At 63.7% G+C, this 13,536-nt stretch carries 12 protein-coding genes; 10 read left to right on the top strand and 2 right to left on the bottom strand.

The annotated features are described in order from the left end of the window. The first annotated feature begins 13 nt into the window (after nucleotides 1-13). Nucleotides 14-1,138 carry a DUF2333 family protein gene (locus NKH99_RS05225; RefSeq protein ID WP_352450540.1) on the top strand — a complete coding sequence of 375 codons (1,125 nt, stop codon included), beginning with the start codon at nucleotides 14-16 and terminating at the stop codon, nucleotides 1,136-1,138. A gap of 307 nt (nucleotides 1,139-1,445) precedes the next feature. Continuing rightward, entirely contained in the window at nucleotides 1,446-3,125 is a 1,680-nt protein-coding gene (locus NKH99_RS05220; RefSeq protein ID WP_352469712.1) for a formate--tetrahydrofolate ligase, read from the top strand. A 77-nt stretch (nucleotides 3,126-3,202) separates the two neighbouring features. Here the strand turns inward: NKH99_RS05220 and NKH99_RS05215 are convergent, their stop codons facing one another. Further along, on the bottom strand, nucleotides 3,203-3,850 hold the full coding sequence (locus tag NKH99_RS05215) for a cysteine hydrolase family protein (protein WP_352540986.1): 648 nt from the start codon (nucleotides 3,848-3,850) through the stop codon (nucleotides 3,203-3,205). A gap of 128 nt (nucleotides 3,851-3,978) precedes the next feature. Between NKH99_RS05215 and NKH99_RS05210 the strand changes: the two genes are divergently transcribed. The 3 genes from NKH99_RS05210 to NKH99_RS05200 all read left to right on the top strand — a co-directional run bounded on the left by NKH99_RS05210 (nucleotide 3,979) and on the right by NKH99_RS05200 (nucleotide 6,139). Next, nucleotides 3,979-4,968 carry a helix-turn-helix domain-containing protein gene (locus NKH99_RS05210; protein ID WP_353013034.1) on the top strand — a complete coding sequence of 330 codons (990 nt, stop codon included), beginning with the start codon at nucleotides 3,979-3,981 and terminating at the stop codon, nucleotides 4,966-4,968. 185 nt (nucleotides 4,969-5,153) lie between these two features. Next, nucleotides 5,154-5,633 carry a type II RES/Xre toxin-antitoxin system antitoxin gene (gene parS / locus NKH99_RS05205; protein WP_352819962.1) on the top strand — a complete coding sequence of 160 codons (480 nt, stop codon included), beginning with the start codon at nucleotides 5,154-5,156 and terminating at the stop codon, nucleotides 5,631-5,633. Beyond that, nucleotides 5,630-6,139 carry an RES family NAD+ phosphorylase gene (locus NKH99_RS05200; protein ID WP_352819903.1) on the top strand — a complete coding sequence of 170 codons (510 nt, stop codon included), beginning with the start codon at nucleotides 5,630-5,632 and terminating at the stop codon, nucleotides 6,137-6,139. The genes parS and NKH99_RS05200 overlap by 4 nt, the downstream gene beginning before the upstream one ends. 56 nt (nucleotides 6,140-6,195) lie before the next feature. On the opposite strand, the gene NKH99_RS05195 is transcribed toward NKH99_RS05200, so the two are convergent. Next, nucleotides 6,196-6,753: a sugar O-acetyltransferase gene (locus NKH99_RS05195; RefSeq protein WP_353013031.1), complete on the bottom strand. Its 558-nt coding sequence runs from the start codon at nucleotides 6,751-6,753 to the stop codon at nucleotides 6,196-6,198. Between the two features lie 146 nt (nucleotides 6,754-6,899). Here NKH99_RS05195 and NKH99_RS05190 point away from each other — a divergent pair, with 146 nt between their 5' ends. The 5 genes from NKH99_RS05190 (at nucleotide 6,900) to NKH99_RS05170 (ending at nucleotide 13,470) form a co-directional block, all read left to right on the top strand. Next, a complete protein-coding gene (locus NKH99_RS05190; RefSeq protein WP_353013028.1) occupies nucleotides 6,900-7,358 on the top strand; it encodes a DUF4126 domain-containing protein in 459 nt (152 codons plus the stop codon). Continuing rightward, nucleotides 7,355-8,731, top strand: a complete 1,377-nt coding sequence (locus NKH99_RS05185; RefSeq protein WP_353013025.1) for an FAD-containing oxidoreductase — start codon at nucleotides 7,355-7,357, stop codon at nucleotides 8,729-8,731. The genes NKH99_RS05190 and NKH99_RS05185 overlap by 4 nt, the downstream gene beginning before the upstream one ends. A 101-nt stretch (nucleotides 8,732-8,832) precedes the next feature. Then, on the top strand, nucleotides 8,833-9,882 hold the full coding sequence (locus NKH99_RS05180) for a M14 family metallopeptidase (protein WP_353013022.1): 1,050 nt from the start codon (nucleotides 8,833-8,835) through the stop codon (nucleotides 9,880-9,882). A gap of 436 nt (nucleotides 9,883-10,318) precedes the next feature. Continuing rightward, nucleotides 10,319-12,508, top strand: a complete 2,190-nt coding sequence (locus NKH99_RS05175; protein WP_353013019.1) for an anthranilate synthase — start codon at nucleotides 10,319-10,321, stop codon at nucleotides 12,506-12,508. Between the two features lie 32 nt (nucleotides 12,509-12,540). Next, nucleotides 12,541-13,470, top strand: coding sequence for a cation diffusion facilitator family transporter (locus NKH99_RS05170; RefSeq protein ID WP_502895031.1), 930 nt, complete (start codon nucleotides 12,541-12,543; stop codon nucleotides 13,468-13,470). Nucleotides 13,471-13,536 lie beyond the last annotated feature (66 nt).

Raw genomic sequence — 13,536 nt, 5'->3', positions numbered from 1 at the left:
GGGTGACATCGCCATGCTTGATCCGATCGTGAGTTTCTTCACCCGGATTTTCCAGTGGATTGGCCGCGGCATCGGCCTGCTCATCGGCGCGATCCTGTGGCCGTTCCTGTGGGCGGGGCGCTGGTACACGCAACGCGGCTGGATCCTGAAGGCGGTGCTCGGCCTGGCTGTGCTCGTGCTGATCGGTCTCTATGTCAACTTCTTCTACGCCACCCAGTGGTGGAACAATTTCGACCCGAATTACGTCGACAAATACACGTTCGAAAAACGCAACAGCTCCGCCGGTGAACAGGTTTCCGCCGGCGCCGGCACCGACACGGCCAAGACCTGCGGAAATTCAGCCATTGCCCAGGTTGCGGCCGACCTGACCGACTTCAACGTCAACCAGAATGCCTGGGTGTCGTCGATGATTCTTTACAAGCTCGGCCTGTTCGGCATCGACTGGGATCACACGCCGTTCATGGACAACAAGGCTTCGTTCCAGCGCGGCATCAACCAGGCGGTGCGGCGCACGGCGACCGAGCTTGCCGATAATCTCGGCCGCGTCCGCACCACCTCGCAGATCGACGCCGACCTGCAGGATGCCCGCGGCAATCTGCAGTTCGACGAGGAAACCTGGTATTTCGGCTTGAACCCGTTCGGCCCCAAGACGCCGACGCCGAGCTACTATCGTGACGCGGTGCGCAAGCTGCGTTCCTTCAACGCCCGCCTCGCAGCCTGCCAGGCGACGTTCGATGCCCGCGCTGACAATCTCAAGCAGTATATCGACCGCATCTCGTCCGACATCGGTTCGACCTCGGCGATCCTCAAGGAGCGTGCCGAAAACCACAATAATGGCTGGTTCGACACTCGCGCCGACGACCGCTTCTGGTTCGCCTATGGCCAGCTCTATGCCTATTACGGGCTGATGAAGGGCGCACAGGCCGACTTCGAGGACGTCATCAAGGAAAAGCACCTGCAGAACCTGTGGGATACGATGGACGCGCAGTTCGTCTCGGCGCTGCGCATCCAGCCCTTCATCATCGCCAATGGCCGCGAGGACGGCTGGCTGTTGCCGACACATCTGACGACGATGGGTTTTTACATACTCAGGGTGCGCTCGAACATGGTCGAGATCAGCAACGTGCTGACGCAGTAGCGGATCGTCCCGCACAGCCGGCGCTGGTGAATTTGCGCCGTTGCTTCTGTCGCTTTTCGCGTATTACGCGGCTGTTTTGAGACGGCGGAACCGCGCCTGCTCTGGCTTCTATACGGCGCGGCAACCGGCGCGAAAAGAACCTGTAGCAGGGCAGCCGGCCGCAGAGGTATTTTCTTCGCAGGAAACATAGTTGCATGAAAGTTGACGCCGCGGCAGCGACAGGGGTAGAACATGCCCGCGCCTGCAATGCCGGGCTATTCGTGCGACCACACTAGTCAAATCCGTCCAATTCAGAGGGAAGTCGTCCATGGCCGAAGTGAAGTCCGACATCGAGATCGCGCGCGGCGCCAGGAAGAAGCAGATCCAGGAGATCGGCCAGAAGATCGGCATTCCGAGCGAACATCTTCTGCCCTACGGCCACGACAAGGCGAAGATCTCGGCCGAGTTCATCAGGTCGGTGAAGGGCAACAAGGATGGCAAGCTGATCCTCGTCACCGCCATCAACCCGACACCGGCCGGCGAAGGCAAGACGACGACGACGGTGGGCTTGGGCGATGGCCTCAACCGCCTCGGCAAGAAGGCCATCGTCTGCATCCGTGAGGCTTCACTCGGACCGAATTTCGGCGTCAAGGGCGGTGCCGCCGGCGGTGGCTACGCGCAGGTTGTGCCGATGGAGGACATGAACCTCCACTTCACCGGCGATTTCCACGCCATCACCACCGCCCATAATCTGCTGTCGGCGCTGATCGACAACCACATCTACTGGGGCAACGAGCTCGGCATCGACACCCGCCGTGTCGTCTGGCGCCGCGTCATGGACATGAACGACCGGTCGCTGCGCGAGATCATCTGTTCGCTCGGCGGCGTCGCCAACGGTTTCCCGCGCGAGGCCGGTTTCGACATCACAGTCGCCTCGGAAGTCATGGCCATCCTGTGCCTGTCGACCGACCTGAAGGACCTGGAAAAGCGCCTCGGCGACATCATCGTCGCCTATCGTCGCGACAAGTCGGCCGTCTATGCCCGCGACCTCAAGGCCGACGGTGCGATGGCCGTACTCTTGAAGGACGCCATGCAGCCCAATCTCGTGCAGACGCTGGAGAACAACCCGGCCTTCGTGCATGGCGGCCCCTTCGCCAACATCGCGCATGGCTGTAACTCCGTCGTTGCCACGACGACGGCGCTGAAGCTTGCCGACTACGTCGTCACCGAAGCCGGTTTCGGCGCCGATCTCGGTGCCGAAAAGTTCTTCGACATCAAATGCCGCAAGGCCGGCCTGAGGCCCGCCGCGGCGGTCATCGTCGCCACGGTTCGCGCCATGAAGATGAACGGCGGCGTCAAGAAGGAGGACCTCGGCAAGGAGAACGTCGAGGCGGTCAAGAAGGGCTGCGCCAATCTCGGCCGCCACATCGAGAACATCCGTCAGTTCGGTGTGCCGGCTGTGGTCGCCATCAACCATTTCTACTCCGACACAGAGGCCGAGATCCAGGCGATGAAGGACTACGTTGCCTCGATGGGCGAAGAGGCGATCCTGTGCAAGCACTGGGCTCAGGGATCGGCCGGCATCGAGGAACTGGCCAAAAGAGTCGTGGCATTGGCCGAATCCGGCGCGTCGCAATTTGCCCCGCTCTATCCCGACGCCATGCCGCTGTTCGAGAAGATCAACACCATCGTCCAGCGCATCTATCGCGGTTCCGAAGCGATCGCCGACAAATCGGTGCGCGACCAGCTCCACGCCTGGGAGCACGCCGGCTACGGTCATTTGCCGGTCTGCATGGCCAAGACGCAATATTCCTTCTCCACCGATCCGAATCTGCGCGGCGCGCCGACCGGCCACACCGTGCCGGTGCGCGAGGTCAGGCTGTCTGCCGGCGCCGGCTTCGTCGTCATCATCTGCGGCGAGGTGATGACCATGCCCGGCCTGCCCAAAGCGCCATCCTCGGAAAAGATTTTCCTGAACGAAATGGGCCAGATCGAAGGCCTGTTTTAGGGATAATCAACGCTTGAACGGCAAAGGGCGCCGCAACGCTGCGGCGCCCTTTTGGCGACTTCGCGACGAGCTCGTCCCTAAGCCGCGCTTCGCGCCAGCGCGCGCTGGTTGGAGGCATAGGGTGTGTCGTGCTGGGGTACCACGCCGGTCTTCAGACAATCGATCCACTCGGCGGTTTTGAGAACGGCCGCGAAGCGCGACTGCAATACGATCGTCACGACGCGATGGATTTCCTCCCCCGAAGCGTAGCCGGCGCTGTTGGCGTACGGCAACGACCCCGTTGCGTCCGACAGGAACTCCACCTCGAAGCCCATATGCACGGCGTGGATGACCGTCGACAGGTCGCAATTGTGCGTCATGTAGCCGATGACCGTGATCGTATCGATAGAGTTGGCGCGTAGCCACTCCTCGAGGTCCGTGCCGGTGAAGGCGCTGGGCAAGTTCTTTTCGATGTAGTGGTCGCGGTCTCGCCTGGCGATTTCCGGGTGCAACTCGGCGCCATGGCTGCCCTTGGCGAAGACTGGTGAGGTTTCCGGCGCCAACTGTTTGATGACCACAACCTTGACGCCTGCCTCGGTGGCCGCATCCATCGCTCGCGCCACATTGACGACGCTGTCGCGGAACGGCGGATGCTGGATGGCGAGGTTGCCGCCGTCATAGTCGTTTTGAACATCGATGACGATGAGGGCGCGGCGTGGAGCTTTGCCTTTGGCTGGTTGCGACATGGGGTTTTCCTTTCCCGTTGGACATTGACGGGTGGACGATAAGCTCGGCACCGGATTGCAAAAAGTGTCCCGATTGACATTATTCGAAAGAATTGGGACAATTGGCCTCACCCGTTGCCGGAGCTCCCATGACCGATCCTGCCGTTGCCGCCATCGCCTTCGATGGCATCAGCCCGTTTCATCTCTCCGTGCCGTGTCTCGTGTTCGGCGCGGATCGCACGGAGCTCGGCCTGCCGCGCTTCGACTTCCGGGTCTGCGCGATTGAGGACGGGCCGATCCGCACCGATGCCGGGCTGACCATCAGCGTCCCGCACGGGCTTTCCGCGCTCAATGACGCCGACATCGTCATCGTGCCAAGCTGGAAGGATCTCGGGAGCTCGCCTCCAGCCGCATTGATCGACGCGTTGCTTGGCGCGCACGAGCGCGGCGCGCTGATCGTCGGACTGTGCTTGGGAACGTTCGCTATTGCGGCGACCGGACTGCTTTCGGGGCGGCGAGCGGCGACGCACTGGGCCTACGCGGATCAGCTGCAGGAACTCTATCCCGACATTCTCGTCGAACCGGAAGTGCTCTACATCGACAATGGCGATGTCGTGACATCCGCCGGCGTCGCCGCCGGGCTCGACTGCTGCCTGCACGTCGTACGGGCTCGTTACGGCGCCGAGGCGGCACTTCGCCTTGCCCGGCAGATCGTGCTTTCTCCGCATAGGCAGGGCGGGCAGGCGCAATTCATCGAACGTCCCATCGCCAGGACCGGCAATGCGGACCGCTTTACCCAGGCTCTCGAAACGGTGCGCAAAACCCTGGGTGATCCGCACAGTCTGGACAGCGTTGCTGGTCTCGCTGGCCTCACCCGCCGGACGTTCACGCGCCGTTTCCAGAAAACGATCGGCACCAGTTTCGGCGACTGGCTGACCGACCAGCGCGTCCAGCTGGCGCAGCGGCTGCTGGAAGCAACGGAAAAATCGATGGACACGGTTGCCTTCGAGGCCGGCTTCGGCAGCGCTACCTCGCTGCGCCAGCACTTCGCAGCGCGCCTCAGAACCTCGCCGGCGCAGTACCGGCGCGAATTCTCGAGGAGTGCTCAGGAGGAGCGCGTGGCGCACATGCCGAGGTGAAATTCGGCTCGCGCTCGATTCCAGGGCAATCGCTTCAGGCCGACGTTGGACTGCCACCTGGCCCGAGTCGGCTATCTTTTCTCTCGAAGCGATTGCCCTGCTCTCGATCCTGTGGTGCTTGAAAGGCTCTGCGTCATCTGTCATATACTAAAGCGACAGATGACGCGAAGAGGCTCGCCGTGGCGATGGCATTGGAAAAGGCTGCGCCAACAGCAAAAAACAATGAACTTCAGAAGGTGGCGAAATTGCTAGGCGGCAGCCGCATTCTGGCAAGGCGCCTCAGCAGCGCTTTGGATGCCCACGAGTTGCTTCTGCACGGCCTGCCGGCTTCAGCGCTGGACCATCTTATCGGGCAACTCGTCTTCATCCAGAAGACCGATTCGCTGGAGAAGGCCATCGGCATGAGCCTGCGCACCTACCAGCGCCGCAAGGATGCTCCGTCCAAGCCTCTCAGTCAGGACCAGAGCGGACGAACCTGGAAGTTCGCGGAGATCCTGTCGAAAGCGACCGACGTGTTCGGTTCGCAGGCGGAGGCAGAGCAATGGCTGGAGCGGCCGGCGATTGGGCTCGACCAGCGTCGTCCAATCGACCTTCTGGCGACGCCGGCGGGGATCGAGCTTGTAGAAGACTACCTGGAACGGCTTGAATATGGCGTTTATGCATGACGCCGCTGCCGGCGGCGCTTGGTGGCTCCGACCTCATCGGATGGCGCCTCGATCAAGTCGCGTTTGCATCTACATGGGATAGTGGCGAGGGCGCATACAGGGTGGGCGGACGCTGGAACAGCAAGGGCGTGCGCGCCGTCTACTGCTCGATCGATCCGTCGACTGCGATCCTCGAGGTTGCGGTTCATAAGGGCTTCAGGGCGCTCGACACGATAGCGCATGTCATGACGGCAGCGATCGTCAGCGATGTCGCGGATGTGCATATCGTCGACCCCGCCGCCGTGCCCAACCCCAACTGGTTGCGCCCGGGCATTCCGAGCTCCGGGCAACAGGCGTTTGGCGACGATCTTCTGCAACGGCACCGGTTCGTGGTGATTCCTAGCGCGGTATCGCAGCGTAGCTGGAACCTGATCTTCGACGCGAGCCTCGCCAGAGGGGCATACGCCATGAAGACCCAGGAGGCGTTTGCACTCGACACACGGTTGCATCCACCTCCGGCCAAGTGACACAGCCGCCCATGGCCATCAGAACGAGGACGTGACCGGCGACAGAAGCACGGTGCTCAGCTGTTGCTGATTATCCGTGCCGGATTGCCAACCACCGTGGTGTTCGCCGCCACGTCGCGCGTCACCACAGCACCGGCGCCGACGATGGCGCCATCGCCGATCCTGACCCCGCCGAGGATGATGGCACTGCCGCCGATCCAGGCATTGTCGCCGATCTCGACCGGCTTGGCGATCTCCAGCCCTGCCCGTCGCCCGGCAGCCTCCTTGTGGTGCTCGGCGCAATAGATCTGCACATTCGGGCCGAGCAGCGTTCCCTTACCGATGCGCACTGGCGCCGTATCGAGAATGATGCAGCCGGCATTGAGAAAAACGCGGTCGCCGAGAAAGATGTTGAAGCCATAAGCGCAGTGGAACTGCGCCTCGATCCGGGCGCCCTCGCCCGCAGCGCCGAGCAGCGTCCGCAATCCAGGCCCGATGTCGCGACGCTGCCGGGGCGGCAGGCTGTTGTGCTCAAACACCGCGTCCCGCGCCGTGATGCGCAACGCCTCCAGTTCCGGATCAAGGCAGCAATACCACTCGCCCGCCGCCATTTTCATGCGTTCGCTTCCGGCCAAGGCTGCAACTCCAGTTTCAACTTTGCCAAAGCACAAGTGGTGAAAATACGGAAGCGCCGGCGGCGACACCACCTCTGGTCAAATACCGGACCTATGGTAGCCTGCCCTCTCGGATATGTCCCAAGCCGGCCATCGAGGGATCAATCATGCTGTACATTCTTGCCCTCCTGATTGGCATCGTTGCCGGGCTTCGCGCCATGACCGCGCCCGCCGCGGTCGCCTGGGGCGCCTGGCTTGGCTGGTTGCCGGTCGCCGGCACCTGGGCGAGCTTCATGGCCCACTGGATCGCCGTCGGCATCTTCACCATCCTGGCCATCGCCGAACTGGTCACTGACCAGCTGCCCTCGGCGCCGAGCCGCAAGGTGCCGCAGCAATTCGGCACGCGCATCGTCTTGGGCGCTTTCACCGGCGCGGTGATCGGCGCCACCGGTGGCGCCATCATCGGCGGCCTGATCGCCGGCGCCATCGGCGCGGTGATCGGCACGCTGGGCGGTGCCGAGGCGCGCAAGCGCCTCGCCACCGCCTTCGGCAAGGACCCGCCCGCCGCCTTCATCGAGGACGCGGTGGCGATCGTCGGCGGGCTTCTGATCGTGGCGGCAGCATGACGGCAAAGACATTCGACGCCATCATCGTCGGTGCCGGGCAGGCCGGCCCACCGCTCGCCGGCAGGCTGAATGCGGCCGGCATGAGCGTGGCGCTGATCGAGCGAAAGCTGGTCGGCGGCACTTGCGTCAACACCGGCTGCACGCCGACCAAAACGATGGTGGCAAGCGCCTATGCCGCGCATCTCGCCCGCTCCGCCGCGGATTACGGGGTGACGCTATCCGGTCCCGTCGGCGTAAACTACAAGGCGATCAAGGCGCGCAAGGACAAGGTCTCCAACGACGCCCGCGGCAATCTCGAAGACTGGATTGCCGGCATGGACAAATGCACGCTCTATCGCGGCCATGCGCGCTTCGTAAGCGCCAACACGGTGCGCGTCGGCGACGATCTGCTGAGCGCCGAAAAGATATTCCTCAACACCGGCGGGCGCGCCTCGGTGCCCGACCTGCCCGGCATCGACGGCATCTCTTACCTGACCAATTCCTCGATGATGGATCTCGACGTGCTGCCGCGCCATCTCATCGTCGTCGGCGGCAGCTATGTCTCGCTCGAATTCGCGCAGATGTTCCGCCGCTTCGGTTCCGAAGTCACGGTCATCGAAAAAAGCCCGCGTCTGATCGGTCGCGAGGACGAGGATGTCTCGGACGCCATTTTGTCGATCCTCGAAAACGAAGCCATTGCCGTCCATCTCGGCGCCGACGACATCCGCTTCGCCAGGCGAGGCCACGAAATCGCCGTGACCTTCTCGCCAGGCAAGGCGGCTGCGGTCGGCTCGCATGTGCTGCTGGCGCTCGGCCGCACGCCAAACACCGACGATCTCGGCCTCGACAAAGCCGGCGTCGAGGTCGACAAACGCGGCTTCATCGTCGTCGACGACCAGTTGCGCACCAGCGTGCCCGGCATCTGGGCGATGGGCGACTGCAACGGCAAGGGCGCCTTCACCCACACCTCGTACAACGATTACGAGATCGTCGCCGCCAACCTGCTCGACAACGATCCGCGCAAGGTCAGCGACCGCATCGAGGCCTATGCGCTCTATATCGACCCACCACTCGGCCGCTGCGGCATGACCGAAGCCGCGGTAAGGAAATCCGGCCGCCGCGCCCTGGTCGGCCAGCGGCCAATGACCCGCGTCAGCCGTGCAGTCGAAAAAGGTGAGACGCAAGGCTTCATGAAGATCCTTGTCGATGCCGACACCAAGGAGATCCTCGGCTGTTCGGTGCTCGGCCCGGGCGGCGACGAGGCGGTGCACTGCGTACTCGACCTGATGTATGCCAAGGCGCCGGTCAGCACGCTGGCGCGCGCCGTGCACATCCACCCGAACGTCTCGGAGCTTCTGCCGACCATCGCCCAGGAACTCAAGCCGCTGGTGTGACGGCCGGGTAGAATCGTGCGCCCATAGCGGCAGCGACTGGACCAATCGACAGCCCAACGGCAAAAGGGCATGTGTTCCGCCTCTTCTCCCGGAGCCATCCCATGCAGAAGTCCATCGAACGCGTCGCCGGCGACAGCGAAGGCGTTTCCTACGAATTCCCCGTCTTCCGCTTCGCCGGAACGGACAAGACGGCGCCTTCCGCCTATCTGCAGGCGGCACTTCATGCCGGCGAATTGCCGGGCGTCGTCGCCATCGACACGCTGATGCCGATGCTCAGCAAGGCGGAAGCCGAAGGCCGCATCACCGGCAATATGACCATCGTGCCCTGGGCTAATCCGATCGGCCGCGCGCAATATCTTTACGGCGACCATCAGGGCCGCTTTCATCTGGGCACGCGCACCAATTTCAATCGCGGCTTTCCGCGGCTCGCCGCGCCCGACCTCACGCTGCTGCCGGCGCACGGCACGGTCGACCAGCGGCTGAAAACGCGGCTGCTGCAGCTCTCCATCGGCCACGACATCGTGCTCGACCTGCATTGCGACGATGAGGGCCTCGCCTATCTTTACGTCCACACCAGCCTGTGGCCGGCCATGGCGGATTGTGCAGCGGCCATGGGCGTCGATGCGGTGATGCTGTGGCACGAAGACCCCGACGGCACCTTCGAAGGCGCCTCGATCTTGCCGTATCAGAACGTTCCCGCCGACGTGGCGTGCCTCGACCGGCGCGTCGCCACCACCGTCGAATATCGCGGCATACTCGATGTCGACGGCGCCCTCGCCGGCGCCGATGCCGAAGGGCTCTACCGGCTGCTGGTGGCGCGCGGCGTAATCCAGGACCAGGCGCTGCGCGCGCCTGGCAGCTTCGTTGGGCTCGTCGCGCCGCTCGAAAACATCGAGATGATGCCGGCGCCCCGTTCGGGCGCGATCCTCTACGACGTGAAGCCGGGCGACCGCGTTACCAAGGGTGCGCGCCTTGCCACCATCGTCCACGCGCCCGGCGAGCCCGACGGCCGCACGGAAGTGTTGGCGCCTCAGGCGGGCCTCATCCTGACGCGGCGTTCCCGCCGCATCATTCGCGCCGGCGAAGACCTCTTGAAGCTGGTCGGCGACGGGACGAGCGCCGATGCAAGGTCGGGAACGCTGGAGGACTGACGCACCCCGCCAGGCTACCCCGAAATCGCCTGTCGCGCCTTGGCCTCCAGCCATTCGGCCATCTGCCGGTACGGCACCGGACCATGGCTCACGCGGGCGACGCCGAGTTCGGCAAGCCTCTGGCGCGGCGGCACATGCGCCAGGGCAACGCAGAGTCTAGGCAGGACAGCCGGTCTTGGCCATGTGCTGGGTTGCGAAAGCGGCAGCCACCCCACAGACTTTCAAACCTGTTGCGCATACCGCTTTTCGCGGCTATGGATTTCGCCATGAACATGCGCTCGATCAAGACCATTTGGTGGTGGGCTCGCTGACAGCGGCCTGTTCGAACGCGTTCGCGTGACAATAGAGGGTGGCCGCAGCGGAATGTCCGGGCGGCCATTTGTTTTTTCAAGCCATTCCCGGGTCCGTTGCCCCAAAGACGCTGATGGAGACGGCAATGACGACGAAAATTCTGGAGAATGGCGCCGAGCGCTTCGTCACGGCGGGTGGCGTGGCGATTACCCGCCAGCGCCATGACCGGCCTTACGAGGGGGCGATCGACGGCTATGTCGATGGCCTGAATTCGCGCCGCGGCGCCGTGTTTTCCTCGAATTACGAATATCCCGGCCGCTATACGCGCTGGGACACCGCCATCATCGATCCGCCGCTGGTGATCTCGGCACACGGCCGCGCCATGCGCATCGAGGCCTTGAACAGCCGTGGCCAGGTGCTTTTGCCGGTGATCGGCAAGGCGCTTGCCGGTCTTGACGACGTAACGATCGCGGAGACAACGCAGAAACTCATCCGCCTCGAGGTCGCCAAGCCCGGCCGTGTCTTCACCGAGGAGGAACGCAGCCGCGTACCCTCCGTCTTCACCGTGCTGCGCGCCATCACGGCTTTGTTCAAGACCGAGGAAGACGCCAATCTCGGCCTCTATGGCGCCTTCGGCTATGACCTCGCCTTCCAGTTCGATCCGGTCGACTACAAGCTCGAGCGCAAGCCAAGCCAGCGCGATCTCGTGCTGTTCCTGCCCGACGAGATCCTCGTCGTCGACCACTATTCGACCAAGGCCTGGACCGACCGCTACGACTATTCCGGCGATGGCTTCTCGACCGAAGGCCTGCCGCGCGACGAAATCGTCGAGCCGTTCAGGACCGCCGACCGCATCCCGCCGCGCGGCGACCACGAGCCCGGCGAATATGCCAAGCTGGTGCGCAAGGCGATGAAGAGCTTCGAGCGCGGCGACCTGTTCGAAGTGGTGCCGGGGCAGATGTTCTACGAACGCTGCGAAACCCAGCCCTCCGAGATTTCCCGCAAGCTGAAGAGCATCAACCCTTCGCCCTATTCCTTCTTCATCAATCTCGGCGAGGGCGAATATCTGATCGGCGCCTCGCCGGAAATGTTCGTGCGCGTCAACGGCCGCCGCGTCGAGACCTGCCCGATCTCCGGTACCATCAAGCGCGGCGACGACGCCATCTCCGACAGCGAGCAGATCCTGAAGCTGCTCAATTCGAAGAAGGACGAATCCGAACTCACCATGTGCTCGGACGTCGACCGCAACGACAAGTCGAGGGTCTGCGAGCCGGGCTCGGTGCGCGTCATCGGCCGCCGCCAGATCGAAATGTACTCCCGCCTGATCCACACCGTCGACCACATCGAGGGGCGGCTGCGCGAAGGCATGGACGCCTTCGACGCCTTTCTGTCGCATGCCTGGGCGGTCACCGTCACCGGCGCGCCGAAATTATGGGCCATGCGCTTCATCGAGCAGAACGAGAAGAGCCCGCGCGCCTGGTATGGCGGGGCGATCGGCATGGTCAATTTCAACGGTGACATGAACACCGGCCTGACGCTTCGCACCATTCGCATCAAGGACGGCATCGCCGAGGTGCGCGCCGGCGCCACGCTGCTCTTCGACAGCATTCCCGAGGAAGAAGAAGCCGAAACCGAACTGAAGGCATCCGCCATGCTCTCCGCCATCCGCGACGCCAAATCAGGCAATGCCGCCAGCACCGAACGCAGCACCGCGCGTGTCGGCGACGGCGTCAACATCCTGCTGGTCGACCACGAGGACTCCTTCGTCCATACGCTCGCCAACTATTTCCGCCAGACCGGCGCCAACGTCTCGACGGTGCGCACGCCGGTGCCGGACGAGATCTTCGACCGGCTGAAGCCAAACCTGGTCGTGCTGTCGCCCGGCCCCGGCACACCGAAGGACTTCGACTGCGCCGCCACCATCAAGCGGGCCCGTGCGCGCGACCTGCCGATCTTCGGCGTCTGCCTCGGGCTGCAGGCGCTGGCCGAGGCCTATGGCGGCGAGCTGCGCCAATTGCACATCCCGATGCACGGCAAGCCGTCGCGCATCCGCGTGTCGAAGCCGGGCATCATCTTCTCCGGCCTGCCCAAGGAGGTGACGGTCGGCCGCTATCATTCGATCTTTGCAGATCCGGCGCGGCTGCCCGATGGTTTTGTCGTCACCGCCGAGACCGAGGACGGCATCATCATGGCCTTCGAGCACCGCAAGGAGCCGATCGCCGCAGTGCAGTTCCACCCGGAATCGATCATGACGCTCGGCCACAATGCCGGCATGCGCATCATCGAGAACATCGTCGCGCACCTGCCGCGCAAGGCCAAGGAAAAGGCCGCTTAGTTCGAGGGCTCAGTGTTGGGATCTTTTCCCCAGTGACCGCGGCGGAAATCAAAGCCGCCGCCAGGCAGAAGGTCGCCAGCCTCGCCTTCTGGTCGATCGTCGTCGCCTGCGTCGTGCTCGGCCTGAAGCTGGTGGCCTGGTACGTCACCGGTTCGGTCGCGCTTTATTCGGACGCGCTGGAATCGATCGTCAACGTCATTGCCTCTGCCGCCGCCTATTGGGCGATCCAGGTCAGCTACAAGCCAGCCGACCAGGACCATCCGTTCGGTCACCACAAGGCCGAGTATTTCTCGGCCGTCCTCGAAGGCGTGCTGATCGTGCTTGCCGCCTTGCTGATCCTCAATGAGGTCTGGTGGTCCTGGCAGCATCCCGCCCTGCTGGAACAGCCATGGACCGGCCTTGCCGTCAATGGCGTCGCAACGGTCATCAACGCTGTCTGGGCCTTGACGCTGATCCGCACCGGCCGAAGCGAAAAATCGCCGGCTCTCGTTGCCGACGGCAGGCACATCATGACCGACGTGGCGACCTCGGTCGGTGTGTTCATCGGCCTGGTCGGCGCCGTACTGACCGGCTGGCAGGTTCTCGATCCGGCTCTTGCGGTGATCGTGGCGCTGAACATCCTGTGGCAGGGCTGGCACGTCATCGGCTCGTCGATGAACGGGCTGATGGACCGCGCCGTCGACACCCAGGAACATATCCGCATACGCGACATCATCTCGGCCAATTGCAAGGGCGCGCTCGAGGTCCACGACCTGAAGACGCGCATCGCCGGCCGCGCCACCTTCATCGAGTTCCACCTGGTCGTCGACGCCGACATGTCGGTCGGCGCCAGCCACGTCATCTGCGACCGCATCGAAGACGCGCTGCAGGCCGAAATCCCTTCCGTGCGGGTCATCATCCATGTCGAACCCGACGACGAAGCGAAACTGCCCAAGGGCACGACGGCCGTGCCGTTCGCGTGAGGCGATAGCGGGACGCCGCCATCCAAAACCTTGAGGTCGGCGGGACAGCACCCCCTCTGTCCCGCC

The sequence above is a fragment of the Mesorhizobium sp. M0854 genome (genome assembly GCF_040319815.1).
Taxonomy (GTDB): Bacteria; Pseudomonadota; Alphaproteobacteria; order Rhizobiales; family Rhizobiaceae; genus Mesorhizobium.
Note: the sequence above shows the minus strand (reverse complement) of the source record. Positions and strands in the feature narration are given on the sequence as shown.

What these genes read in the sequence shown, in the direction of transcription:
- NKH99_RS05225 (WP_352450540.1), top strand. Translation starts at nt 14, where the DNA reads ATGCTTGATCCGATCGTGAGTTTCTTCACCCGGATTTTCCAGTGGATT.
- NKH99_RS05220 (WP_352469712.1), top strand. Translation starts at nt 1,446, where the DNA reads ATGGCCGAAGTGAAGTCCGACATCGAGATCGCGCGCGGCGCCAGGAAG.
- NKH99_RS05215 (WP_352540986.1), bottom strand. Translation starts at nt 3,850, where the DNA reads ATGTCGCAACCAGCCAAAGGCAAAGCTCCACGCCGCGCCCTCATCGTC.
- NKH99_RS05210 (WP_353013034.1), top strand. Translation starts at nt 3,979, where the DNA reads ATGACCGATCCTGCCGTTGCCGCCATCGCCTTCGATGGCATCAGCCCG.
- parS (WP_352819962.1), top strand. Translation starts at nt 5,154, where the DNA reads ATGGCATTGGAAAAGGCTGCGCCAACAGCAAAAAACAATGAACTTCAG.
- NKH99_RS05200 (WP_352819903.1), top strand. Translation starts at nt 5,630, where the DNA reads ATGACGCCGCTGCCGGCGGCGCTTGGTGGCTCCGACCTCATCGGATGG.
- NKH99_RS05190 (WP_353013028.1), top strand. Translation starts at nt 6,900, where the DNA reads ATGCTGTACATTCTTGCCCTCCTGATTGGCATCGTTGCCGGGCTTCGC.
- NKH99_RS05185 (WP_353013025.1), top strand. Translation starts at nt 7,355, where the DNA reads ATGACGGCAAAGACATTCGACGCCATCATCGTCGGTGCCGGGCAGGCC.
- NKH99_RS05180 (WP_353013022.1), top strand. Translation starts at nt 8,833, where the DNA reads ATGCAGAAGTCCATCGAACGCGTCGCCGGCGACAGCGAAGGCGTTTCC.
- NKH99_RS05175 (WP_353013019.1), top strand. Translation starts at nt 10,319, where the DNA reads ATGACGACGAAAATTCTGGAGAATGGCGCCGAGCGCTTCGTCACGGCG.